The following is a 22,874-nucleotide window of genomic DNA, read 5'->3' on the forward strand; positions in this document are numbered from 1 at the left end:
ATCCGGAGGACGAGTGCAGGGAAGCCTCTTGCCCGACGATGCCGGGAACCACCCACCGCGCCACCACGACGATCTGGCGCCGCGTCTGGCCGTGGTCATCACGGCCCTGGTGCTCGTGGGCTACTTCTCCGTGGCCGTCACCTATGTGGTCGACGGCAATCGTTCGGGCAAGACGGTGGACGCGGCGATGCTCGGGCTGGCGCTGCTGCCGATGACCATGCTGCTCGGTCTCCAGCTGCTGCACTCCTTCCCCGGCCTCGCGCCCCGGCTCAGCGGCGCGCGGCGCTGGACGCTGGCCCTCCAGGCGCTGCTGACCTTCGCGCCCTTCGCGGTCTTCAAGCACGCCTGGCTGGGCATGCCGGGGTTCCTGGCGGGCTCCTCGCTGCTGGTGCTGGCTCCGGCGCTGGCGTGGCCGGCGTTCGCGGCCATCCTGCTGTGCACGGATGTGCTGCTGTTCCAGGTCGGGTTCGGCTGGGGCCAGGTGGCGTACACCTCGGTCTCCACCGCGCTGACCGGACTGGTGGTCTTCGGGCTCTCACGGCTGTCCGGGCTGGTCGCCGAGGTGTCCCGGTCCCGGGCCGAACTGGCGCGGCTGGCGGTCGCGCAGGAGCGGCTGCGGTTCTCCCGGGACGTGCACGATCTGCTCGGCTACAGCCTGTCCACGATCACTCTCAAATGCGAGCTGGTGCACCGACTGGTGCCACGGCAGAACTCCCGGGCCCAGCAGGAACTTTCGGAAATCCTCCAGACGTCCCGTCAGGCCCTGGCCGATGTACGCGCGGTGGCCAGCGGCTATCGCAAGATGTCGCTGTCGGCGGAGGCGGCGACGGCCCGCTCGATGCTGGCCGCGGCGGGTATCAGCGCCACGGCCGAGATCGACTGCGGACCGCTGCCGGAGCTGGTGGACACGGTGTTGGCGAGCGTATTGCGCGAGGGGCTGACCAATGTGCTGCGCCACAGCAAGGCCGACCACTGCGCGGTCGAGGCGCGGCGAAGCGGGCGCCAGGTGTGGCTCACCCTCGCCAACGACGGGGTCGGCCGGCCGTCCACGATCCTGCGCGCCGACAGCACGGACGGCGGCAGCGGCATCGGCAACCTCCGGGTCCGGGTGGAGAACCTCGGCGGGCGGCTGCGCGCGGGGGTGCGGACGGACGGCTGGTTCGAGTTGCGGGCGGAGCTGGAGGTGTCCGTGGACACGCCTTCGAAGAGCGGCCGGGAGCGCGGCCCGGAGGAGGAGTACGGCCCCGGGGCCGACCGTGACGGCGTGACGGCGTGAGGGCCTGATTCCTTTACAGCCGGACCTTTTACAGCCAGCCCGCCTCGCGGGCGATCCGGATGGCGTCGACCCGGTTGCGGGCGTCCAGCTTGGTCACGGCGGAGGTCAGATAGTTGCGCACCGTCCCCACGGACAGACACAGTTTGGCCGCGATCTGCGGGGAGTCCTCCCCCTGCGCGGCGAACCGCAGCACCTCCAGCTCACGCGGGGTCAGCGGCTGCGGACCGTCGTCCAGGGCGGCCAGCGCGAGCTGTGGATCGATCACCCGCTCTCCCTTGGCGACGGCGCGGATGGCGTCGCTCAGCTTGTCCGGGCTGCTGTCCTTCAGCAGGAAGCCGGAGACCTGGGCGGCCAGCGCCCGGCGCAGGTTTCCGGGGCGGCCGAGGCTGGTGAGCATCATGGTGCGGCATTCGGGGACGGCCGTGCGCAGCTCGGCCGCGGCGGTCAGCCCGTCCACGCCCGGCAGATCGATGTCGAGCACCGCGACATCGGGGCGGAGTTCACGGGCGCGGGGCAGGATGTCGGAGCCGTTGGAGAATTCGGCCACCACTTCGATATCCGGTTCGAATTCCAGCAGGGCGACCAATGCCTTGCGCAGCATATGCATGTCTTCCGCGATCAGCACCCTGACCATCCCGCCCCCTGATGTCCGCGCCCCCGCCATCGCCCCGTATGACGATTATTCCCCCGCTGCCTCGGGCATTCCATCGATTCGCGGGCAAATACGCCCGTCGCACACCTGTCCCATGGCGCGGATTCGTCAGGAGCGCGCCCGGCGGTTGACCCGGATGGTCCAGCCCCCGTCGGCGGCGCGGCCGGTCACCGTGATCCGTACGGAGTCCTCCTCGACCCACATGCTGTCGCCGACGCCGAGTGGGGCGTCGGCGAGTTCGGGGTAGACCGACTCGTTCCAGCAGGCGGAGGTGGCGGGGTGGCCGTCCAGGACCTGGACGGGGCCGTCGCCCGACGCCTTGTCGTTGTGCACGCGGTAGACCAGCACGCCCTGGGTGCAGGTGCCGGAGTCGTTGCCACGGGCGCCGCGCGCCTCGATGGCCAGCGCGGTGGTGGGCCCGGTGCGGACCACGACCAGCCGGGTGCGGGTGTCGGCACCGGACCCGCCCCGCGCCATGGGGGCGCCGATGGGCTGGAGGGTGTATCCGTGCGGGCCGGTGGCGCGGTCGCAGGCCACCTGGCGCGCGCCGAGCCAGCCGAGCTTCCACTTGTGCCAGCCGAACGGTTCGGGGGCCATGCCGAACTGGCTGCCCATCAGGTCCCAGTCGCCGACGTGGGTGTCCCATTCGGCGTTGCCGTCGGTGTCCTTGGGCCGGTGGTAGAGGTCGGGCAGGTCGAAGACATGGCCGGTCTCATGGGCCAGGACATTGCGGTCCGGCGGGTGGTGTTCAAAAACAGTCACCAGGCGCCGCAGAGCGACACCGTCCGCGCGCAGTGGCTTTTCGAAGTTGACCACTTTGGTCGCGTCGGCGTCCACACCGGGTGCATTGGGGTCGGCGACCAGATAGACGAGGTCATAGCGGCCGAAGTCGAGGTGCGGATCGGCGGCCTCGATGGCGTCGCGCAGATACGCGGCGCGGCGCTTGGCGTTCCAGTCGCGCTGTATGGCGTACGCGGTGGACCGCTGGGGCATGGTGATCCAGCGGCGCAGCGGATGCACCCGCAGGCGGAACCTCCCGTAGGAGGCCCGTGCGAAGAAGTCGGGGGTCGCGGGGATGTGGTCGGCGGCCAACCGGGCGGGGGTCACTCCGGGCCTGGCGTCCGGGAAGGACAGGAAGACCATCGCCGCGTCCAGCCCGCGCACCGGGCGCGGATAGCGGGAGTTCCAGGTGTCCAGGCCCTCCGAGTGGTGGGCTTCGGTGCGTTCCAGGTCACAGGGGCCGCCGGGGCCGGCCGCGACGGCGGGGCCCGCCACCACGGTGGTCGCGATCAACGCGCTCAACGAGGTGAGCAGGGCCCCGGTCCGACGCAGCCGAGGCTGACGGTGCACCCCCTCGGGTACCTGAGGACGCACCATGTCGACCTCCCGGGCGTAGTCGGAACACCCACTCCACCCTGAGGTGGATGGGCGGGGTACGCCCTGTTGAGATGGGCTGGTCGAGTGAAGAGGCCGCTATCCGGGTACGTAACAGACGGTCACAATCGGTCAGAGCGGCTTTTTGCCCGCGCAGAGTCGAACAGATACGACCAAACACCTTGTCAAGGCGGCGGTGAGCGCGATGACGTCGATGGAACGCCCGGAGTACGAGCCCCTATGATCGGCACATTTCCCACGGGGAATCCCCCTTCAGGCAGGCGGTTACGGTCTGCCCGGCACCCGGTGTGAGACATGCCCAAGACGTGTACGAAAGACCTGGACACAACCAACGCCACGCGGGAGCGAGCGGTGAGCGGAACCCCCGACGGGCAGGGCCGCGCGCCCGGCGCGACGCTGCCGACGATCACAGAGTGTGATGCCTTCCCCAGCGTCCCTCCCGTAGCGGAGGACGCCTGCGTACTTCCGGCCCCGGGGGCGCCCCCGGCTCCGGGCACGCCCCCCAGCGCCGGCCCCGCCCCGGGGCCCGCGCCCGGCGACTACCGCGCCGCCTTCACCGTGGCGCGCCTCGCCATGGCCGTCGTCGACCGCGCGGGCAGGGTGCTGGACGCCAATCCCGCGCTGGGCGCCCTGCTCGGCACCGACCCGGCCCTGCTGACCAGCCGGGACGCGGCGGACCTGGCCGATCTGCGCGAGGACCCGCGTACCTGGGGCGAGTACCGGGAGGTCCTGAGCGGCCGTCGCGAGCGGCTGCGCCGCACCCGCCGGCTGCTGCGCGCCGACGGCCGCGCCCTGTGGGCCGAGATCAACCTCGAGCCCGCACCGGACAGCTGCAGCCTGCTGCTGTCCATGGCCGACATCAGCGACCAGCGGGACCTCCAGGGGCGGCTGCGCCATCTGCAGATGCACGATCCGGTGACCCGGCTGCCCAACCGCAGCCTGTTCTTCGAGCGGATGGCCTCGGCGCTGGAGGCGGCCACCTACGACCACGAGGGCACCGGCCGGATCGGGCTCTGCTATCTCGACCTGGACGGCTTCAAGGCGGTCAACGACACCCTCGGCCACCGGGTCGGCGACCGGCTGCTCGGCGCCGTCGCCCAGCGGCTCACCGACTGCGCGGCGGCCGGCGGCCATCTGGTGGCGCGGCTCGGCGGTGACGAGTTCGCCCTGCTGGTCCGCAACTCCACCGGCACCGAGCAGCTGTGCGACCTCGCCCGGTCGGTGCTGGCCGCCCTCCAGGAGCCGTTCGACGTGGGCGGACAGCGGCTGTCGGTTTCGGCGAGCATCGGTGTGGTGGAACGGCCCGCGGCCGGCACCCACACCACCTGGCTGATGCAGGCCGCGGACACCACGCTGTACTGGGCCAAGGAGGACGGCAAGGCGCGCTGGACCCTCTTCGACCCGGAGCGCAACGCGCATCGGATGACCCGGCAGGCGCTGTCCAGCACCCTGCGCCCCGCGGTCGAGCGGGATGAGTTCGTGCTCGACTACCAGCCGCTGGTGGGGCTGGGCGACGGGGTGGTCCGGGGGGTGGAGGCGCTGGTGCGCTGGGACCATCCGCAGTTCGGGCGGCTGTCGCCGAACCGGTTCATCCCCCTGGCCGAGGAGAACGGCGCGATCGTGCCGCTGGGCCGGTGGGTGTTGCGCACCGCCTGTCGCCAGGCCCGCGCCTGGCAGCTGGCCCATCCGGCGCATCCGCTGGTCGTCAGCGTCAATGTGGCGGTCCGCCAGGTGTGGGACTCCGATCTGGTGGCCGATGTCGGGGCGATCCTGGCGGAGACCGGACTGCCGCCGCGGCTGCTCCAGCTGGAGCTGACCGAGTCGGCGGTGATGGGGTCGGCGGGGCGGCCGCTCCAGGCGTTGCAGCGGCTCAGCGACATGGGGGTGGCCATCGCGATCGACGACTTCGGGACGGGCTACTCCAACCTCGCCTACCTCAGCCGGCTGCCGGTCTCCACGCTCAAGCTGGACGGTTCGTTCGTCCAGGGGTTCCGGGCGGAGGAGCATCCGAACCCGGCCGACGAGACCATCGTCGAGGCACTGGTGCAGCTCGCGCACCGGCTGGGTCTCACGGTGACGGCCGAGTGCGTGGAGAGCGCCGAGCAGGCGGAGCGGCTGGGGCGGATCGGCTGCGATACGGGACAGGGGTGGTTCTACTCCCGTCCGGTGCCGCCGGACCGCATCCAGGCGATGATCACCGCCCGCCCGGCGTCCGGCTAGCGCTGTGCCCCCGTCCGCGCGGTGTCCTCCGTCGGGTCCGTCTGCCGCGTCCGGTCCGTCCTCGCCGTCGGGAGGTCGTAGGCGTCCGCGATCAGCTCGTACGAGTGCAGGCGGGCCGCGCGGCCGTGGGCATTGGCCGTGATCTTGATTTCGTCCACACCGGTGCGCTTGATCAGCCCGTCGAGCCCCTCGCGGACCTGGTCCGGGGTGCCGTACTCGACATTGGCGAGCCAGCTGTTGACGAAGTCGCGCTCGATCTCGTTGAACTCGTACGCCTCGGCCTCCTCGGGCGTCGGGATCAGGCCGGGGCGTCCGGTGCGCAGCCGGACCATGGACAGGGCGCCGGTGAGCACCTGGCGGTGGGCCTCCTTCTCGTCCTCGGCGGCGAAGGCCGAGACGCCGATCGAGGCGTACGGCCGGTCCAGCACGGCGGACGGCCGGAACGTCTCGCGGTAGAGGTCGAGCGCGGGGATGGTGTTGGCCGCGGAGAAGTGGTGGGCGAAGGAGAACGGCAGACCGAGCATTCCGGCCAGCCGGGCGCTGAACCCGCTCGAGCCCAGCAGCCAGATCGAGGGCCGGCCGACGGACGGCACCCCGCCGGGCACGGTGCTCTGCACCGGCCCCGGCACCGCGTGGATACGGGCGTACCGGTGGCCGTCGGGGAAGTCGTCGTCGAGGAAGCGGGTCAGCTCGGCGAGCTGCTGGGGGAAGTCGTCGGCGCCCTCGCGCAGCCGGTCGGTGCGGCGCAGCGCGGCGGCCGTGGCCCCGTCGGTGCCGGGCGCGCGGCCCAGGCCGAGGTCCACCCGGCCGGGGGCGAGCGCCTCCAGGGTGCCGAACTGCTCGGCGATGACCAGCGGGGCGTGGTTGGGGAGCATCACCCCGCCGGAACCCAGCCGGATCCGCTCGGTGTGCGCGGCGAGGTGGGCGAGGACCACGGCCGGGGAGGAGCTGGCGATCCCGGGCATGGAGTGGTGCTCGGCGACCCAGAAGCGGTGGAAGCCCCGGCGCTCGGTGAGCCGGGCGAGTTCGGTGGTGGTCCGCAGCGCCTCGGCGGCGGACACCCCGCTGCCGACGGTCGCCAGGTCCAGTACCGACAGCGGCACCGGTGCGCTGCCGAGGGGCCGGGCCCGGATGGGGTCGCGCTGGTCGTCTCGCCGGTCCTGCTCATCGGCCACGGTGGCCCGCCTCCCTGGTCGCACTGCGGTGCGCGTACGTCGGTCCGTCTGAAGTCCACGTGGCACGTCCACGTGTACCGGCGACATTCAACCGGAGAATGGCTCCGCTTATTCCCCACGTCCATTCCCCCTGCGTACCGGGGCTCCCCTCGCGCACCGGGGCGGTGTTCCGGCGGTCGTACGGCCGGGTCCGCCGTCACCCGGGGAGGAGGTGTGGCGGCGGACCCGACGGCGGTGTGCCGTGGCCCTCGGGCGGGCCCGGCCACCGGGCCTACCGGGCCTGGCCGGCGGTCCGCGCGGTGCGACGGCGGTGGACGGCCAGCGCCGCACCGGCGCCGCCGAGCACCAGCACGCCCGTGGTGAGGCCGATGGGCAGGGCCGCGGAGCTGTCCTGGTCGTCGGCCAGGGCCGGGACGGGGGCGGCGTTCACGATCGGGGCGTCGGCGGCCAGGGGGGAGGTCGTGTAGTGACCGGCCTTGTGCACCGACGCGACCGAGCCGTCCGGCTTGAGCAGCACCTGGGTGTTGTTGGGGTGGCGGAAGTCGAACAGTCCGGAGAGGGTGTTCGCCCGGCTGTCGAAGGAGGCGTCACCGATCCGGCCGGTGTGCCAGTTGTCCTCGATGAAGCGGGTGATCGACGTCTGCTCGGTCTGGGTGTGGTCGACCTTGTTGGCCTTGCTGAACGGGGAGATCACCAGCAGCGGCTGCCGGGGGCCGGGGCCGCAGCGGTCCTGGTACCCGCCCGCGGGCTTCGGGCCGGACTGGCAGGCGGGGCTGTCGGTGGCCTTGCCGTTCGAGCCGGTGGTCCGGTCGGTCGACCCGTTGGCGGGCTTGACGTAGGCGTGGTCGTACCAGCCGTCGCTGTCGTCGTACGCGACGACGACAGCGGTGTCCTTCCACTGCGGCGACTTCTGGATCGCGTTGATCTGCTTGACCAGGAAGTGCTGCTCGTCGATCGGGTCGGAGTAGGCCGCGTGGCCGTCCTGGTACTCGGCGGCCTTCAGGAAGCTGACGGCGGGCAGATGGCCGGTCCTGAGCGCCGCGTCGAAGTCGGTGAGGTCGTAGTTGTGGTTGGCCTGACCGCTCCGGCCGATCTCCTGGACGTTCTTCGGCGGGAGGTGGTGGGGGTTGGCCGTGGACTCGTAGTACTGGAACGGGTTGTGGTGCGGGCTGTAGTCCACCGACGCGGCACCGCCGACGTTCTTGTGGGTGGTGCCGGAGCACTTGGCGTAGTGGTCCTGTGTGCCGTCCCAGGCGGTGCTGGGCCGGAAGCCGCCCTGGAACCAGCCCCAGGTCACGCCCTTGGCGTTGAGCAGGTCGCCGATGTTCCTGCCCAGCATCCGGGCCAGGGCGTTGCTGCTGGTGTGGTCCTTGTTGGAGCAGTCGTCGAAGGCCGGGTCCGGGTCGTTGATCATCGTGCCGACGCCCTTGGCGTCCGGTGAGGCCACCGTGTACGCGTCCGGCTTGTCGGTCTGCTCAGGGTGCTCGGTGGAGGACGTGGGGTCGGTGGAGATCACACCGTGGGTCTGTCCGGAGATCAGCTCCAGCGCTCCGGGGCTGGAGGGGCCGTAGGCCGAGCTGAAGGAGCGGTCGCTCATCGCGTAGTGCTGGGCGTAGTTCCACAGCCCGGTGACGGTGTTGCCGTCGTAGTAGTCCATCACCAGACCGGGCTCGCCGAACAGCCCGCTGCACTTGCTGACCTCGGTGTTCTCCACGAACTGATCGGCCTTGCCGCCATTGGCCGCGTACTGCTCGGGGCCGTAGGAGTGGTTCTGGTCGCAGGTCATGGCCTGGTCACTGGTCAGCCGCTTGGGCCGGTAGAGATTGGGGTTCTTCTCCAGCAGACCCGCGTGCGCCAGGGTGTCGATGTCCTTGGGGGTGTCCTTGGCGGGCGTGAACGTCGTGCCGTCCGTGTTCGCCGCCTTCGGGTAGGTGCCGAAGTAGTGGTCGAACGAGATGTTCTCGTCGAAGATCACCACCACATGCTTCACCGGGGTCGCGGTTGAGCCGTCCTTCGTGGGCGCGGCCCATGCCGGGGCCACCCCGCCCACGGCCGCCAGGGCCGCCGCCCCGGCCAGGGCACCCCAGCGCGTGGCCCGGCCCCGCCGCCGGCCGCCTTCGGATCCTGCCGTGCCGCCCATGCCATGCCTCCACCTGAATCGCTTTGAGCCTGCGCCTGATCCTCTGCCGCGAGCGGACTCTCCGATGGAATCCATGGAGGCCACCGCGTGAATAGAGGGTCAGGAGAATCCAAGGAACTCTTGGGGCGTTCTTGACCGGATGGTGGGGCGACACTCGCCGCTGATCAGGACAGAAGGGTCCGGCCCAGCCAGTCGGTGCGGTCCTTCACCCCGGGAAGGGCGAAGAAATAGCCGCCGCCGAACGGAGAGATGTAGTCCACCAGCGGCTCGCCCGCCAGACGCTTCTGCACGGTCTCGAACTGACGCACGAGATCCTGCTGATAGCAGCAGAACAGCAGCCCCATGTCCAAGTTGCCGTTGCCGTCCACGCCCCGGTCGTAGTTGTAGGCACGGCGGAGTATGCGCTGGTCCTCGGTCCGGGCGGTCCGCGGATTGGCCAGCCGTATATGGCTGTCCAGGGGTATGACATCGCCCTTGGGGTCCTGGGCGTAGCGCGGGGTGTCGAACTCGTGCTGACCGTCCAGCGGGGCGCCCGAGTCCCGGCTGCGGCCGACGATGCGCTCCTGCTCGCTGATGGACACCCGGTCCCAGAACTCCACCAGCATCCGGATCAGCCGGATCACCTGATAGCTGCCGCCGGTCGTCCAGGCCGGTTCGCCGGCGTGGACGCCGGTCCACACCAGGCGGTCCATCACCCGGGCGTCCTCGGTGTCCGGGTTGGCGGTGCCGTCCTTGAACCCCAGGTGGTTGCGCGGGGTGCCGGACGGGCGCGGCGGGCTGACGAAGCCGTCGACGCGCCAGCGGATCTGTAGCGCGCCCCTGGTGTGCCGGGCGATGTCGCGCAGGGCGTGCAGCACCGTGTCCGTGTTGTCGGCGCACAGTTGGAGGCTCAGGTCGCCATGGCACCAGTCGGGGTCGAGGTCGTCGTCGGGGAAGGACGGCATCACGCGCAGCCGCCGGGGCTTGCGGTCCCGCAGTCCGTAGCGCTCGTCGAAGAGCGCGGCGCCCACGCCGACCGTGACGGTCAGCCGGTCGGCGGCCACCTGCGGGCCCAGGGTGCCGGAGTCGGCGGGCGGCGCGGTGATGCCGACCGGGTCGGGGGTGCCTCCGGCGGTGAGAAAACGGCACCGCTCGGTGAGCGTACGGAAGGCGTCGGCCAGCTCCTCGCGCCCCTCGGCCACGGCGTCGAAGGCGATGAACGCGGTGGACCGCTGGGGCGGGGTGAGGATGCCGGCCTGATGGGGGCCGTGGAAGGAGACGCGGGCGGGCCGCTTCTCCCGCTCGCCCCCCTTCGCGGCCGCCGGGCTCGCGGCCGCGCCCGCCACCGCGCCCACCGTGCCCGCGGCCGCGCCCAGCAGAAAGCCCCTGCGCAGCACCTCGCTCACCGGGTCCTCCGCACATCCATCAGCGCCGCCACCCGCGCCAGCCGCTCCACCAGCGCGCCCGCGTCCGCGTTGAGCCGCTGGCGCCCGGTGCGGCCGAGCCGGTCCAGCGGGGTCCAGCGGTCCCCGTGGTGCGAGCGCTCCAGCGTCCGCTGGGTGCGGTCCAGTTCGCTCTTCAGCTCGGGCAGCCACGGGGCACGCGGCTTCAGCAGCGGCTCCAGCCGGCGCAGCACGGCCCGGGTGCCGTCGAGGTTGGCCCGCGCGGTGGCCAGATTGGTGCCGCTGCCGTAGTCGGTGCGGCCGGTCAGCTCGAACTGCACGGTGTTCTCCATGATCTCGTGCGCCCGCAGGCCCAGGTCGGCCGGGTCCATCCGCGCCTGCGGCCAGTCGTCCCGCAGCCGCCGGACGTCCTTGACGAGCCGGTCGGCGACCGGGCGCAGGGTACGCGCGGACTCGCCGTGCCACAGGCCGTACTCAAGGCGGTGGAACCCGGTGAAGTCCGCGTCGTGGACCCCGCCGGACAGCCCCGCCGTGGTGCCGTTGATCGCCGCGTCGGCATCGCCGAAGGCGCCATAGGCGGCGCCCATCCGCTCGTACACCAGGTGGGCGGGCAGCCAGTCCGCACGCGCCGCTGTCAGATCACCGCAGTGGACGGCCGAGCGCAGCGCGTCCGTGCGCCGCACCAGCTCGTCCATCCGGCCCGTCACCCACTTCTGGTAGGCGATGGTGGGCGGGATCAGATCCTGCTGGCTGACCGGAAGCGCGGCGGGTCCGCCGCCCCGCGCCGGTCCAGGGACGGTGACGGTGGGCCCGGTCACCGCGTCCGCGTCCTCGGGCAGGCAGACGAAGGCGTAGGAGCCCCCGCCGAGCGTGACGCTCAGCGGTCTGCTGGTGCCGGGGCCCAGGCCCTCCACCTCTCCGTAGACGGCGCCGCTCGACGGATCGGTGAGATAGACCTCGGCCGGTCTGCTGGAGGTGTTCCGCAGATCGAAGACCTGTTTGCCACCGGCGGCATGGGACCAGCCACGGCCGCAGCCGCCCTCGGACACCTCGACGGAGGTGTGCCGCAGCCCGTCCGATGCCGTCGCGCTCCGGCTCGCGGAGGGGTTCGGACGAGGACCGTCGGAGGAGTCTCCGCCGACCGCCAGCGCGCCGATCCCAACGGCCGCCGCCACCGTCACCGCACCGGCGGCCAGCAGATGACGTGCCGGTGGGACAGGGGAGAGCTGTTGGCGACGCACGGCTGCATGCTAGGCGCACTCCGGTAAGCGGAATGAACCGGTGGGGAAAGTGCACCATGCAATTCCGCCGGGGTTCAGCTCCCCGTCACCGACTCCTCGGCCACTCTGCCCACGCCCGCCCGCACCCGCACCACCGCGGCCGTCCACGGCTGCCCGAGGCCGTCCACAGCTGTCCACGGCCGTCCGCCGCTATCCGCCGCTTCGGGCGAAGAGCGTGCCCAGCCGGTCGTGGACCGGATCGCGGCCCAGCAGCCGCAGGCCCTCCCAGACCGTGACCTGGTTGGCGGTGAGCACCGGCTTGCCCAGCTCCGCCTCCAGATCCGGAATCCAGGCGGCGGTGTGCAGGGCGGTGTCCGGCAGCAGCACCGCCTGAGCCTCGGGATGGTCCCCGGCGCGGGCCAGCCGCAGCACCTCCTCCCGGCCCCAGGTGCCGACCTCCGCTGCCGTGATGATCCCGCTGCCGCGCATCGAGACCACCTCCGCGCCCGCCGCCTTCAAAAATGCCCTGAAGTAATCGGCGACATCCTCCGGGTAGGTGGCGGCGATGGCCACCCGCTCGGCGCCGAGCGCCTGTACCGCGTGGGCGAAGGCGAAGGAGGTGCTGGAGGCGGGCATACCGGCCGTCTCGCTCAGCTCGCGCACCTGCTCCTCGGCGCCCTCCCAGCCGAAGACGAAGCTGGCACTGGTGCAGGCCCACACCACAGCCTGGGCACCGCGCTCGGCGAGCTCGGCGACCCCGGCCGCGAGGCGGGCCGCCGACCCCATCTCCAGCAGGGCGTCCACCCGGTGGGCGTCCTCACCGATGTCGGTATGGACCAGGGGAAGCCGGACGTCGCCGCCCAGGATGCCTTCCAGGCGCGGATATTCGTCCTCGGCGGAGTATCCGGGGTAGAGAAAGCCCACCGTGTTCGGGGTCGGCCGGGTCGAGTCCACCATGGCTGCCTCCTTGACTGGCGGCCCCCGCGAGCGCCGCCCCCTGCACTGCTGTCACTTCTCCTACACCGCGGACGCCCGGCGGGTTCCCACCCGCCGGGCGGTTCCCCTCACACCGGCGACGGACCTCCCGAATCGTCGAGGTAGGGCCCCTCACCGACGCCGGACCCGAAGCCCGGGTCGAGCCCGTCGGCCGGATCGCCGTCCGACCCCGGCGGCGCGGCCCCGGCCAGCGCCGCTTCCGGCTCCTCCACCACGGACTCCACCGCCTCCACGGCCCCGAGCACCGACCCGACGACCTGGTCCGTCACCGGGAGCGGGCCGCCCATCGGCGGCACCGACATCCCCGCCGGACCGGACCGGGCGAGCGGGTCCAGCAGCGCCTGGTACGGGCCCACGGCCTGGGCGCCGATCGCCCGCAGCGCCGCCCACATCGTGACCTGGTTCGCGGACAGCACGGGCATCCGCAACTCCGCCTCCAGCTGCGGAATCACGTCGTAGGTCGGCAGGTTGGTGCAGCTGATGAAGAGCGCGTCGGTCGCTCCGACCACCGCCTGCCGGGCCATGTCGACCACATCGCGGTACGGCACCTTCCAGATGTGCCGGGTCAGTCCGAGGTACGCCCGTCCGGTGACGGTCATCCCGGCCTCGCCGAGATACTCCTCCAGTGAGTCGGTGACCGACCGGGTGTACGGCGTCACCACCGCGATCCGCCGGGCGCCGATCTCCCGCAGCGCCTCCAGCAGCGCGCCCGAGGTGGTCAGCGACGGAACCTCACCCGCCTGGGTCATCGCCGCGCACATCGCCCGCTCACCGGCCACACCGCCGACGAAGCTGCCCGAGGTGCAGGCGTACGACACCACTTCCGGTGCGACGGCGCTCAGCGCCCGCACCGCTTCCTGCAAGGTCTCGTGCTCGCTCACGAGCCGGGCCAGGTCGAGGCTCACCTCGACGGGTACGAAAGGGGTACGGGTCAGGTGCAGGGAAACCTCGTCCGGTACCCAGCGCCACAGCTCACGGTCGAGTGCGAAGTCGAATGGTGCCACCACACCCACGCCGCGCTGCGGCCGTGGGCCACCCAGAAAAGAGACGTCCAAAGCGAGCCCCAATACAGAACGGAGGGACTGGACCATTGGCCAGAGATTTCGACGGAGAGAAGCCGGCCTGATGCCGGGACGCCGGGACAGATGCCGTTGTTGACGACGGTAGTTTCCGCTGCCTAGCGTGGTCAATCCTCAAACTGAGGCGCCTGCCCGCTTCTTCTTCAGGCAAACCCATCCACGTTTCGAAATGGTTTCCCGCCTATGTCCGAAAGCACAGTTGTCGTCTTCGGCGACCAGCCGCCCGTCCGTCTGGACCGGGTGGCCGACCGGGCCAAGATCGTCGTCTGCGACGAGACGTCGCTGCCCGAGGCGCTTCCTGCCGCGGATGTGCTCCTGGTCTGGGATTTCACCTCCGACGCGGTGCGCGACGCCTGGCCCGGCAAGGGCCATAGGCCCGCCTGGGTGCACACCGCGAGCGCGGGGGTGGACCGGCTGCTCTGCCCCGAACTCATCGCCTCCGACACGGTCCTGACGAACGCCCGCGGGGTGTTCGAACAGCCGATCGCCGAGTACGTTGCCGGTCTGGTGATCGCCATGGCCAAGGACTTTCACGGGAGTTGGGAGCTACAGCGGCAACGCCGCTGGCAGCACCGGGAGACGATGCGGCTGGCCGGGACGCGCGCCGTGGTCGTGGGCGCGGGCCCCATCGGCCGGGCGATCGGCTCCACCCTGGCCGCACTCGGCGTGGTGGTCGACCTGGTGGGCCGCACCGCGCGGCAGGGCGTGCGTGGCGGTGACGAGCTGCCCGAGCTGCTGCCGCGGGCCGACTGGGTGGTGTGCGCGGCGCCGCTCACCGACACCACCCGCGGCATGTTCGACCGGTCCGCCTTCGACCGGATGAAGCCCACCGCCCGGTTCATCAACGTCGGCCGCGGCCCCCTGGTCGTCGAAAAGGACCTCATGGCCGCTCTGGTGGCCCGACGGATCGGCGGCGCGGCGCTGGACGTCTTCGAACATGAGCCGCTGACCGCCGACGACCCCCTGTGGGACGTGCCGGGGCTGTTCGTCTCGCCCCATATGAGCGGCGACACGATCGGGTGGCGCGACCATCTGGCCGAGCAGTTCCAGGACAACTACGACCGCTGGTGCGCCGGCGAACCCCTGCTCAACATCGTCGACAAGCGCCTCGGGTACGTACCGGTGGACTGATCGCACGACCTGAACGGAGAGACGGATGACCGACCTTCACGACCTGACAGCCGTTCAACTCGTCGAGCGCTACGCCTCCGGCGAGCTCTCCCCGGTCGAGGCGACCCGTGCCGTCCTCCACCGGATCGAACAGGTACAGCCGGAGGTGAACGCCTTCAGCCGGGTGGACGCCGAAGGCGCGCTGCGGCAGGCGGAGGAGTCCGCCGAGCGGTGGCGGCGCGGGACCCCGGCGGGCCTGGTGGACGGCGTACCGGTGACGGTGAAGGACATCCTGCTGCTGCGCGGCGCCCCCACGCTGCGCGGTTCGCGGACCGTACGGCCCGAAGGCCAGGCGTGGGACGAGGACGCGCCCTCGGTGGCCCGGCTGCGCGAGCACGGCGCGGTGTTCGTGGGCAAGACCACGACCCCGGAGTTCGGCTGGAAGGGCGTCACCGACAGTCCGGTCTACGGGGTCACCGGCAATCCTTACGATCCTCAGCGGACCGCGGGCGGCTCCAGCGGCGGCAGCGCGGCAGCGGTCGCGCTGGGCGCGGGCCCGCTGAGCCTGGGGACGGACGGCGGGGGTTCGGTCCGTATCCCGGCGGCCTTCTGCGGCATCTTCGCGTTGAAACCCACCTATGGGAGGGTTCCGCTCTACCCGGCGAGCGCGTTCGGCACGCTGGCCCATGTGGGGCCGATGACCCGGGACGCGGCGGACGCGGCGCTGCTGATGGATGTGATCTCCGGCCCGGACTGGCGCGACTGGTCGCAGCTGGCGCCGGCCGAGGGAAGCTTCCGGGAGGCGCTCGCCTCCGGCGGCGGGGTGGACGGGCTGCGGGTGGCCTACAGCCCCGCGCTCGGCGGGACGGCCTCGGTCGACCCGGAGGTGGCCGCGGCGGTGCGGCGGGCGGTGGATCTGCTGGCGGAGCTGGGCGCGGTGGTCGAGGAGATCGACCCGGGGTTCCAGGACCCGGTGGAGGCGTTCCACACGCTGTGGTTCAGCGGTGCGGCCCGGGTGGTCCAGCCGCTGGGGCAGGAGGAGTGGGAGCTGCTGGACCCGGGACTGCGCGAGATCTGCGCCCAGGGGGCGGCGTACAGCGCACTGGACTATCTGGCGGCCGTGGACGTGCGGATGGCCCTCGGCCATGCCATGGGGCGTTTCCACTCCGCGTACGACCTGCTGGTCACCCCGACGTTGCCGATCACCGCGTTCGAGGCCGGGGTCGAGGTACCCAAGGGGTCGGAGCACACCCGGTGGACCGGCTGGACGCCGTTCACCTACCCGTTCAACCTGACCCAGCAGCCCGCGGCCTCGGTGCCGTGCGGACTCAGCGGTGCCGGGCTCCCGATCGGAGTGCAGCTGGTGGGCGCGCGCCACGCGGACGCGCTGGTGCTACGGGCGGCGCACACACTGTTCGAGGCGGGCCTGGCGGACGGGGTACGCCCACGGACGGCCTGAGGAGTCCGGCAGCCCGGGGATTCCGGAAACCTGGGGATTCCGGCAGCCCGGGGGTTCCGGCAACCCGGGGCCCGCGGGGCCGTACGTCGCGGCGCGCGGGCCATATGCCGCGGCGGGCCCCGACGGCCTGAAGTCCGCAGCGTTCCGAAGACCTGAGCGACCCAGGACCCGCAGCGCCCCCAAACCCGACAGCCCACGGCCGCGACGGCCCAGGGCCCCGGGACTCGCGGCTGGGCGCAGGGCGGCCCGAAGCCGACGGCCCCAAGCCCCGGCAGCCGAAGACCCCGGCGAGCGAGCCAGGCTCCCTGAAGCGCCCGAACGGCCCGGAAGGCCCCCGGACCCCAAAGCGCCCAGCGAACCGGGGGGCGGCCCGCGCCAGGGCCCCGGCGGCCCGAGAGCTCCGAGGCCCGAAGCACCCGGAGCCCGCCGCCGGGCCGGGCCCTGGGCGGAGCCGGGCCCGCAGCCCAGGGCCCCGCAGCCCAGGGACCGGCCCGAGCCCAGGACCCGGCCGGCTCCGGGAGCTGGCATGCCCCAGGAGCCGGCGTGCCCACGGGACGACGTACCCAGGGAACGCAGTGCCCAGGGACGGCGCACCCACGGAACGCGGTGCCCAGGAACGCGGTGCCCAGGGGACGACGGGCCCAGGGAACGGGGTGCCCCAGGGGACGACGTGCCCACGGCACGGGGTGCCCCGGGACGCCGCACCCACAAACCGACACGCCCACGAACCGACACGCCCACGAGCCGACGCACCCACGAACCGACACGCCCACGAGCCGCCGTACCCACGAACCGACACGCCCACGGGACGGCGCACCCACGAGCCGCCGTGCCCCCGGGCTCCGGGTCGGTCCGGGTGCTAGGCCCGGCGGAAGTTGAGGGACTCCCCCAGCGCTCCGGCGCGCCATAGGTCCTGACAGGCTTCGGCCATGCGGTCGAGGCCGTCGACGACGGTGCCCCAGACGATCCCGGGCACCCAGCCCGCGTCGCCGTTGATCAGCAGGTTGTTCCGTTCGTAGAAGAGCGCGAGGTCGACGACCTGCCTCCGCCCCTGGTGCTTGGCGTCGGTCTCGTATCCGTAGGACTTCGTCCCGAGCTGGGTGTCCGTGAAGGTGAAGTAGCACAGGTCCCCGGGGATCGGGGTGATCGTCGGGTTCTCCAGGGGCGGCTCCTCGGGCGCGAAGGGGGGCACCAGCGCGTAGATCTCATTCCGGGCGTACTTCGCGTGATATACATCACCTCCCAGCGGCAGCGCGTTCCACACCGCCTCGCAGGTGATCGGCGCGAGATCGTCAAGGAGTTTGGCCGTGCAGCTCACTCCGCGCTTGTCGAGCGAGACCTCGATGAACCGGTCGGCTCGGTCAACCATCGACTTTCCTCCAGGTCGCTTCGGAACCAGTCCTGCCGTAGGGGCCTACCCAGGCATCGCCCTCATCAAGGGCCGGAAACAGCCCGCATATATTTCATGAAGTCGGGTAGCCGCGCGCCCATGGCTCCACCACGTGGGAAAGACACCGATAACAGAGAAATAACAAAAATGGGACCAAGTCGTCGCTCGCTTCTCGCCGGCGGAGCGGCTCTGGGTCTGCTGGGCGCGGTCGGCTGTAGCCGGGTGACCGGCTCCGACGTCAAGGACGGGGGCAACCTGCTGGAGCGCCTGCGGTCGCAGGGCACGGTCCGACTGGGAATTGCGGGGGAGATCCCATTCGGCTACATCGACAAGAATGGCGACTTCACCGGTGAGGCGCCGGAGATCGCGAAGGTCATCTTCAAGCGGCTGGGCGTGCCCAAGGTCCAGCCGGTGCCGACCGAGTTCGGCTCGCTCATTCCGGGCCTTCGCTCGCAGCAGTTCGACGTGGTCTCGGCGGGGATGTACATCAACCCCGAGCGCTGTGCCCAGGTGATCTTCTCGGACCCCGACTACCGCATGCGTGACGCGTTCATCGTGCGCAAGGGGAATCCGAAGAACCTCCACAACTACCAGGACATCGTGAAGAAGAAGGCCAAGATGGCCACCGGCACCGCGTATGCCGAGATCGGCTACGCGGAGGACGCCGGGATCAAGCAGAGCGACATGCTGATCCTCCCGGACCAGCTGGCCGGGCTGCTGGCGGTGGAGCAGGGCCGGGCCGATGTCTTCGCGGGCACGACCGTGACCGTCCACAACGTGGTGAAGCAGCGGAACAGCCGGCTGGCCGAGGCCACCGAGCCGTTCCAGCCGATGGTCGACGGCAAACCGGACATCGGCGCCGGCGGCTTCGCCTTCCGCCCGGAGGAGACCAAGCTCCGGGACGCCTTCAATGTCGAGCTGCACAAGATGAAGAAGAGCGGCGAGCTGCTGCGCATCGTGCGGCCCTTCGGTTTCACCAAGGAAGAGATGACCGATCTGACCGCCGAGGAGCTGTGCTCATGACGGCCGGACTGTGGACGAACTGGCTCCTTCCCGGTGTCTGGATCACCATTCAGCTGACCCTGTACAGCGCGGTCTTCGCGGCCGTCGTCGCGTTCGGCATCGGGATGGCCCGCACCTCCCGGCTGTGGATCGTCCGCTTCCTGACGGGCTTCTACGTGGAGGTCTTCCGCGGCACCTCGGCCCTGGTGCTGATGTTCTGGCTGTTCTTCGTGATGCCGCTGGCCTTCCACTACCAGCTGGTGCCGATGTGGGCGGCGGTGCTCGCCCTGGGCCTCACCTACGGGGCGTACGGTTCGGAGATCGTGCGGGGCGCGATCGCCGCGGTGGCCCCGGCGCAGCGTGAGGCGGCCATCGCGCTGAGCTTCACCCCCGCGCAGCGGATGCGCCGGGTGATCCTGCCGCAGGCGATACCGGAGATGATTCCGCCCTTCAACAACCTCCTGATCGAGCTGTTGAAGGCGACCGCCCTGGTCTCCGCGGTGAGCGTCGCCGACATCACCTTCGCCGCCCAGCTCTCCCGGCTGGCGACCGGTGACAGCCTGCAGATCTACGCGATCATCCTGGTCCTCTACTTCGTGCTGGCCTTCGTCCTCACCCGGCTGATGCGGCTGCTGGAGCGGCGCGCCAAGGCGGGCATCGGCCAGGCTCCGGTGAAGTCCGGCAAGGGCCCGCTGCTCACCCGGAAGCTGTCCGCCCGCCAGGAGACCGAGCAGTCGTCCAACATCATCACGGCGGGAGGTGCCCAGTGAACTGGAACTGGGACGTGGCCAAGGACTTCCTCCCCGAACTGGGCAAGGGGCTGCTGATCACCCTGGAGGCGACCGCGCTGGGCTCGGTCCTGGCGTTCGCGCTCGGCCTGGTGTGGGCGATGGCCTTCCGCTCGCCGACCCGCTTCGTCCGCTGGCCGGTGGCGGCGGTCGTGGAGTTCATCCGCAACACGCCGCTGCTGGTGCAGCTGTTCTTCTTCTACTACGTGCTGCCGACCTGGGACATCAAGTTCTCGGCGCTCACCACCGGTGTGATCGCGCTCGGTCTGCACTACTCGACGTACACCGCCGAGGTCTACCGGGCCGGTATCGACGGTGTGCCCAAGGGGCAGTGGGAGGCGGCGACCGCGCTCAGCCTCTCCCACCGCCGTACCTGGACCGCGGTGATCCTGCCGCAGGCGATCCGCCGAGTGGTGCCCGCTCTGGGCAACTACGTCATCGCGATGCTGAAGGACTCCCCGATGCTCGCGCTGATCGGCGTCGTCGACATGCTGCAGAAGGCGCGCGCGGAGGGCGCGTCGTCCTTCCAGTACATCGAGCCCTACACGATGGTCGGCATCGCCTTCATCGTCATCGCCTATCCGGCTTCCCTTCTGATGCGAGCCCTGGAGCGTCGTCTTGGCCACTGAAACCGACCACACGAACCCTGCCGTGGACGGCAGTGAACTGATCCGCTTCGACCAGGTGACCAAGCGCTTCGGCAGCAATACGGTCCTGGACAACCTCGACTTCTCGGTGTCCTCCGGCAAGCACGTCACCCTGATCGGCCCCTCGGGATCGGGCAAGACCACGATCCTGCGGCTGCTGATGACGCTGATCAAGCCGGACGAGGGCACGATCAAGGTCGACGGCGACTACCTCACCCACGAGGACAAGGGCGGCGCGCTGGTCCCGGCGGGCGAGAAGCACACCCGTGAGGTGCGCAAGAAGATCGGAATGGTCTTCCAGCAGTTCAACCTGTTCCCCAATATGCGGGTGCTGCGGAACATCACCGAGGCCCCGGTGCACGTACTGGGCCTGAACAAGGACGAGGCCGAGACCCGCGCCCGGGAGCTGCTCGACCTGGTCGGGCTCGGCGACAAATGCGACGCGTACCCGACGCAGCTGTCCGGCGGACAGCAGCAGCGGGTGGCGATCGCCCGCGCGCTGGCGATGCGGCCGCAGGTGATGCTGCTGGACGAGGTGACCTCGGCGCTGGACCCGGAGCTGGTGGCCGGGGTGCTGGATGTGCTGCGTGATATCGCTCACACGACGGACATCACCATGCTCTGCGTCACCCATGAGATGAACTTCGCCCGGGACATCTCCGACGATGTGCTGATGTTCGACGCGGGCCGGGTGATCGAGTCCGGACCGCCGGAGAAGATCTTCACCGAGCCGGAGCACGAGCGGACGAGGGAGTTCCTGAGCGCGGTTCTCTAGATCGCGGTTCTCCGGATCGCCCGGCCCCTGTCGGGCGCCGGCCGGCACGCCCCCGCGAACCCCTCGCGGGGGCGTGCTCACGTCATATGCCAGGCAAATACGCCCCTGTTGAACGGGGTCGCGGCCCCTCGGCAATATCCGCGACACCCGGCCCCGGCACGGCGCTTGGCGGTTATCGTGATACAAAGCCAGGCCAACCTGCGAGGGGGAAACCGTGGCGCTCAGACCCGAGCCGACCACGCCGTTCCACTCGGTGCAGCATGCCCTCCGGATCCTGGAGGCCGTCGCCAAACGCTCGTCCGGCGTCAGCGACACCACGATCGCCCGGGAGACCCGGCTGCCGGCCCACCAGCTCGCCGATCTGCTGCGGATGCTGCGCCGCGAAGGCTATGTGGAACAGGTCGCCGACGGCGCCTATGTCGGCGGCAGGTCGCTGACCCTGCTGGGCTCCGCAGGTGCCGGCCGCGGCCACGCCGTCCAGGACAAGCTCCAGCAGTCGCTCTTCGCCCTGCGCGACTCGGTGGGCGCGGCGGTCTATCTCAGCCGCTATGTGGACGGCGAGATCAGGATCACCCAGTACGCCGACGGTCCCCGGACGCCCAAGGTCCACGAATGGGTGGACTTCCGCTCCGCCGCCCATGCGATGGCGCTCGGCAAATGCCTGCTCACCCAGCTCGACCACGACAGCCGCCGCGATCACCTCTCCCGCCACAAGACGGTGCGGCTCACCTCCCGGACCACCACCAACGAGAAGGTGCTGTTCCGCAAGCTGGACAGCCAGCCCGCCACCGTCCCCGTCCTCGACCTCCAGGAATACGCGGTCGGCACGGTCTGCGCGGCGGTCCCGATCAGCGCGGGCCGCTCGGTGGGCTCGCTGGCCCTCTCGCTCCCCCTGGCCCACGCCCACCGGCTGCGCCAGGCCGCCGACACCCTCAACCGGGAGGCGGCCCCGATGCTGCTCTCCCTCTCCATCTGAGCCCCGCCCCGGCCGGCCGGAGGGGCCCCGGCCCTGCCCCGGAGAGCGATGGTCAAAACCACCCTCTCGGACCAGGTAGTATTTCTTGTGTCAGCAGGCGCCGCTAGCTCAGTTGGTTAGAGCAGCTGACTCTTAATCAGCGGGTCCGGGGTTCGAGTCCCTGGCGGCGCACCATGGCAGTCATCTGGGGCTTCTCGGTCTTCCGAGAAGCCCCAGATGCGTTGTGCGCTCCACCGACAGGATCTTCACACCATGGAGTGATCGGACCACAGAACGTGCCCCCGTCGCGTCGATGCCCGGAACACTGGCTTCATCCAGGAAAGGGGTGCAACATGACGGTTATGACCGAGCGCACGCACATGCTGGTGGAGGAGTTCGAGGAGATCGCCTCCACGGTGCCCGAAACCGTCACGTTGGAGTTCATCAACGGGCGGATCGAGGAGAAGTGCGTGGCTGACGGAGATCACGAGACGATCATCATGTGGCTGCTCAGGCGGTGCATGCAAAGTCGTCCGGAGTTCGACCTGCATACGTCCCAGGGGCTGAAGGTCGGGGAGTATCACAAAGGCCGGGTGCGTCCGGATGGCTCGCTGGCGCCCGTCGCGCACTTCGCGGGGCAAGGCGAGTGGGCCGAGCCTGACGGGGTGCTGATGACGGTGGAGGTCACGTCCTACGACCGGGACACCGATCGTCGCGACCGCCAAGAGAAGCCAGCCGCCTACGCGGCTGCGGGCATCCCGGTCTACCTCCTCGTGGACCGCGACGCCTGCGCGGTCATCGTGCACACCAACCCTGACCCCAAGAGCAGCTGCTACCTCGACATCCACCGGGCGCCCTTCGGGGAGCAGGTGGTGCTTCCCGAGCCGGTGGGCATCACTCTCGACACGGACACCTTGAAGAACTACGTGCGCTGACGCGCCCCGCCCCGCACCTCCAGGGCGTCCAGCAGCTCTTCCGTGGCGGCGGCGATCGCGTCGACGGCCTTGTCGAACGCCTCCGCGTTGTGCGCGGCCGGGTGGCGGAAGCCGGAGACCTTGCGGACGTATTGCAGCGCCGCGGCCCGCATGTCGTCGTCGGTGACCGACTCGGCGTACGGCGGGCGGAGTGTCTTGATGGATCTGCACATACCGCCGACGGTACGCCGGGGGACCGACACCGCCCATGGCCTCCGGCCCGCGGGCATCGGCACCAC

General features: G+C 70.7%; 20 protein-coding genes and 1 tRNA gene. 11 read left to right on the plus strand and 10 right to left on the minus strand.

What is annotated here, in order from left to right:
* The first annotated feature begins 28 nt into the window (after nt 1-28).
* Nucleotides 29-1,276, plus strand: coding sequence for a sensor histidine kinase (locus N6H00_RS15205; protein WP_268972221.1), 1,248 nt, complete (start codon nt 29-31; stop codon nt 1,274-1,276).
* Between the two features lie 28 nt (nt 1,277-1,304).
* On the opposite strand, the gene N6H00_RS15210 is transcribed toward N6H00_RS15205, so the two are convergent.
* Entirely contained in the window at nt 1,305-1,910 is a 606-nt protein-coding gene (locus N6H00_RS15210; protein ID WP_268972222.1) for a response regulator transcription factor, read from the minus strand.
* A 126-nt stretch (nt 1,911-2,036) separates the two neighbouring features.
* Nucleotides 2,037-3,305 (minus strand): M6 family metalloprotease domain-containing protein, encoded by a 1,269-nt coding sequence (locus tag N6H00_RS15215; protein ID WP_268972223.1) that lies wholly within the window; start codon nt 3,303-3,305, stop codon nt 2,037-2,039.
* 369 nt (nt 3,306-3,674) lie between these two features.
* On the opposite strand from N6H00_RS15215, the gene N6H00_RS15220 reads away from it, so the two are divergent.
* Nucleotides 3,675-5,543 (plus strand): putative bifunctional diguanylate cyclase/phosphodiesterase, encoded by a 1,869-nt coding sequence (locus N6H00_RS15220; protein ID WP_443072958.1) that lies wholly within the window; start codon nt 3,675-3,677, stop codon nt 5,541-5,543.
* On the opposite strand, the gene N6H00_RS15225 is transcribed toward N6H00_RS15220, so the two are convergent.
* The 6 genes from N6H00_RS15225 to N6H00_RS15250 all read right to left on the minus strand — a co-directional run bounded on the left by N6H00_RS15225 (nt 5,540) and on the right by N6H00_RS15250 (nt 13,511).
* Nucleotides 5,540-6,718 carry an LLM class flavin-dependent oxidoreductase gene (locus N6H00_RS15225; protein WP_268972224.1) on the minus strand — a complete coding sequence of 393 codons (1,179 nt, stop codon included), beginning with the start codon at nt 6,716-6,718 and terminating at the stop codon, nt 5,540-5,542. The genes N6H00_RS15220 and N6H00_RS15225 overlap by 4 nt on opposite strands.
* A 271-nt stretch (nt 6,719-6,989) precedes the next feature.
* A complete protein-coding gene (locus N6H00_RS15230; RefSeq protein ID WP_268972225.1) occupies nt 6,990-8,858 on the minus strand; it encodes a phospholipase C in 1,869 nt (622 codons plus the stop codon).
* A gap of 164 nt (nt 8,859-9,022) precedes the next feature.
* Nucleotides 9,023-10,243 (minus strand): iron uptake transporter deferrochelatase/peroxidase subunit, encoded by a 1,221-nt coding sequence (gene efeB / locus N6H00_RS15235; RefSeq protein WP_268972226.1) that lies wholly within the window; start codon nt 10,241-10,243, stop codon nt 9,023-9,025.
* Nucleotides 10,240-11,481: an EfeM/EfeO family lipoprotein gene (locus N6H00_RS15240; protein ID WP_268972227.1), complete on the minus strand. Its 1,242-nt coding sequence runs from the start codon at nt 11,479-11,481 to the stop codon at nt 10,240-10,242. Before N6H00_RS15240 ends, efeB begins: the two co-directional genes overlap by 4 nt.
* Nucleotides 11,482-11,670: 189 nt before the next feature.
* Nucleotides 11,671-12,417, minus strand: coding sequence for a maleate cis-trans isomerase family protein (locus tag N6H00_RS15245; protein WP_268972228.1), 747 nt, complete (start codon nt 12,415-12,417; stop codon nt 11,671-11,673).
* A gap of 107 nt (nt 12,418-12,524) precedes the next feature.
* Nucleotides 12,525-13,511, minus strand: a complete 987-nt coding sequence (locus tag N6H00_RS15250) for a maleate cis-trans isomerase family protein (protein ID WP_268972229.1) — start codon at nt 13,509-13,511, stop codon at nt 12,525-12,527.
* A 207-nt stretch (nt 13,512-13,718) separates the two neighbouring features.
* On the opposite strand from N6H00_RS15250, the gene N6H00_RS15255 reads away from it, so the two are divergent.
* Both N6H00_RS15255 and N6H00_RS15260 read left to right on the plus strand, forming a co-directional pair.
* The gene (locus N6H00_RS15255; RefSeq protein ID WP_268972230.1) at nt 13,719-14,666 is read left to right on the plus strand and encodes a D-2-hydroxyacid dehydrogenase; all 948 of its coding nucleotides are present in this window, start codon (nt 13,719-13,721) and stop codon (nt 14,664-14,666) included.
* A 25-nt stretch (nt 14,667-14,691) separates the two neighbouring features.
* The gene (locus tag N6H00_RS15260; RefSeq protein WP_268972232.1) at nt 14,692-16,104 is read left to right on the plus strand and encodes an amidase; all 1,413 of its coding nucleotides are present in this window, start codon (nt 14,692-14,694) and stop codon (nt 16,102-16,104) included.
* Between the two features lie 859 nt (nt 16,105-16,963).
* On the opposite strand, the gene N6H00_RS15265 is transcribed toward N6H00_RS15260, so the two are convergent.
* On the minus strand, nt 16,964-17,473 hold the full coding sequence (locus N6H00_RS15265; RefSeq protein WP_268972233.1) for a DUF3830 family protein: 510 nt from the start codon (nt 17,471-17,473) through the stop codon (nt 16,964-16,966).
* Nucleotides 17,474-17,593: 120 nt separating this feature from the next.
* Between N6H00_RS15265 and ehuB the strand changes: the two genes are divergently transcribed.
* The 7 genes from ehuB to N6H00_RS15300 all read left to right on the plus strand — a co-directional run bounded on the left by ehuB (nt 17,594) and on the right by N6H00_RS15300 (nt 22,596).
* Nucleotides 17,594-18,517 carry an ectoine/hydroxyectoine ABC transporter substrate-binding protein EhuB gene (gene ehuB / locus N6H00_RS15270; RefSeq protein ID WP_268972234.1) on the plus strand — a complete coding sequence of 308 codons (924 nt, stop codon included), beginning with the start codon at nt 17,594-17,596 and terminating at the stop codon, nt 18,515-18,517.
* Nucleotides 18,514-19,266 (plus strand): ectoine/hydroxyectoine ABC transporter permease subunit EhuC, encoded by a 753-nt coding sequence (ehuC, locus tag N6H00_RS15275; protein ID WP_268972235.1) that lies wholly within the window; start codon nt 18,514-18,516, stop codon nt 19,264-19,266. The genes ehuB and ehuC overlap by 4 nt, the downstream gene beginning before the upstream one ends.
* Nucleotides 19,263-19,913, plus strand: coding sequence for an ectoine/hydroxyectoine ABC transporter permease subunit EhuD (gene ehuD, locus N6H00_RS15280; RefSeq protein ID WP_268972236.1), 651 nt, complete (start codon nt 19,263-19,265; stop codon nt 19,911-19,913). The genes ehuC and ehuD overlap by 4 nt, the downstream gene beginning before the upstream one ends.
* A 22-nt stretch (nt 19,914-19,935) precedes the next feature.
* A complete protein-coding gene (gene ehuA / locus N6H00_RS15285) occupies nt 19,936-20,706 on the plus strand; it encodes an ectoine/hydroxyectoine ABC transporter ATP-binding protein EhuA (RefSeq protein ID WP_311039878.1) in 771 nt (256 codons plus the stop codon).
* A gap of 214 nt (nt 20,707-20,920) precedes the next feature.
* The gene (locus tag N6H00_RS15290; RefSeq protein ID WP_268972237.1) at nt 20,921-21,682 is read left to right on the plus strand and encodes an IclR family transcriptional regulator; all 762 of its coding nucleotides are present in this window, start codon (nt 20,921-20,923) and stop codon (nt 21,680-21,682) included.
* A 97-nt stretch (nt 21,683-21,779) separates the two neighbouring features.
* Nucleotides 21,780-21,856, plus strand: a tRNA-Lys gene (locus N6H00_RS15295).
* Between the two features lie 158 nt (nt 21,857-22,014).
* Nucleotides 22,015-22,596 (plus strand): Uma2 family endonuclease, encoded by a 582-nt coding sequence (locus N6H00_RS15300; protein ID WP_268972239.1) that lies wholly within the window; start codon nt 22,015-22,017, stop codon nt 22,594-22,596.
* Here the strand turns inward: N6H00_RS15300 and N6H00_RS15305 are convergent.
* Nucleotides 22,584-22,808: a DUF2277 domain-containing protein gene (locus N6H00_RS15305; protein ID WP_268972241.1), complete on the minus strand. Its 225-nt coding sequence runs from the start codon at nt 22,806-22,808 to the stop codon at nt 22,584-22,586. The genes N6H00_RS15300 and N6H00_RS15305 overlap by 13 nt on opposite strands.
* Nucleotides 22,809-22,874: the final 66 nt, after the last annotated feature.

It is taken from the genome of Streptomyces sp. S465 (assembly GCF_026898115.1).
Classification (GTDB): Bacteria; Actinomycetota; Actinomycetes; order Streptomycetales; family Streptomycetaceae; genus Streptomyces; species Streptomyces luomodiensis.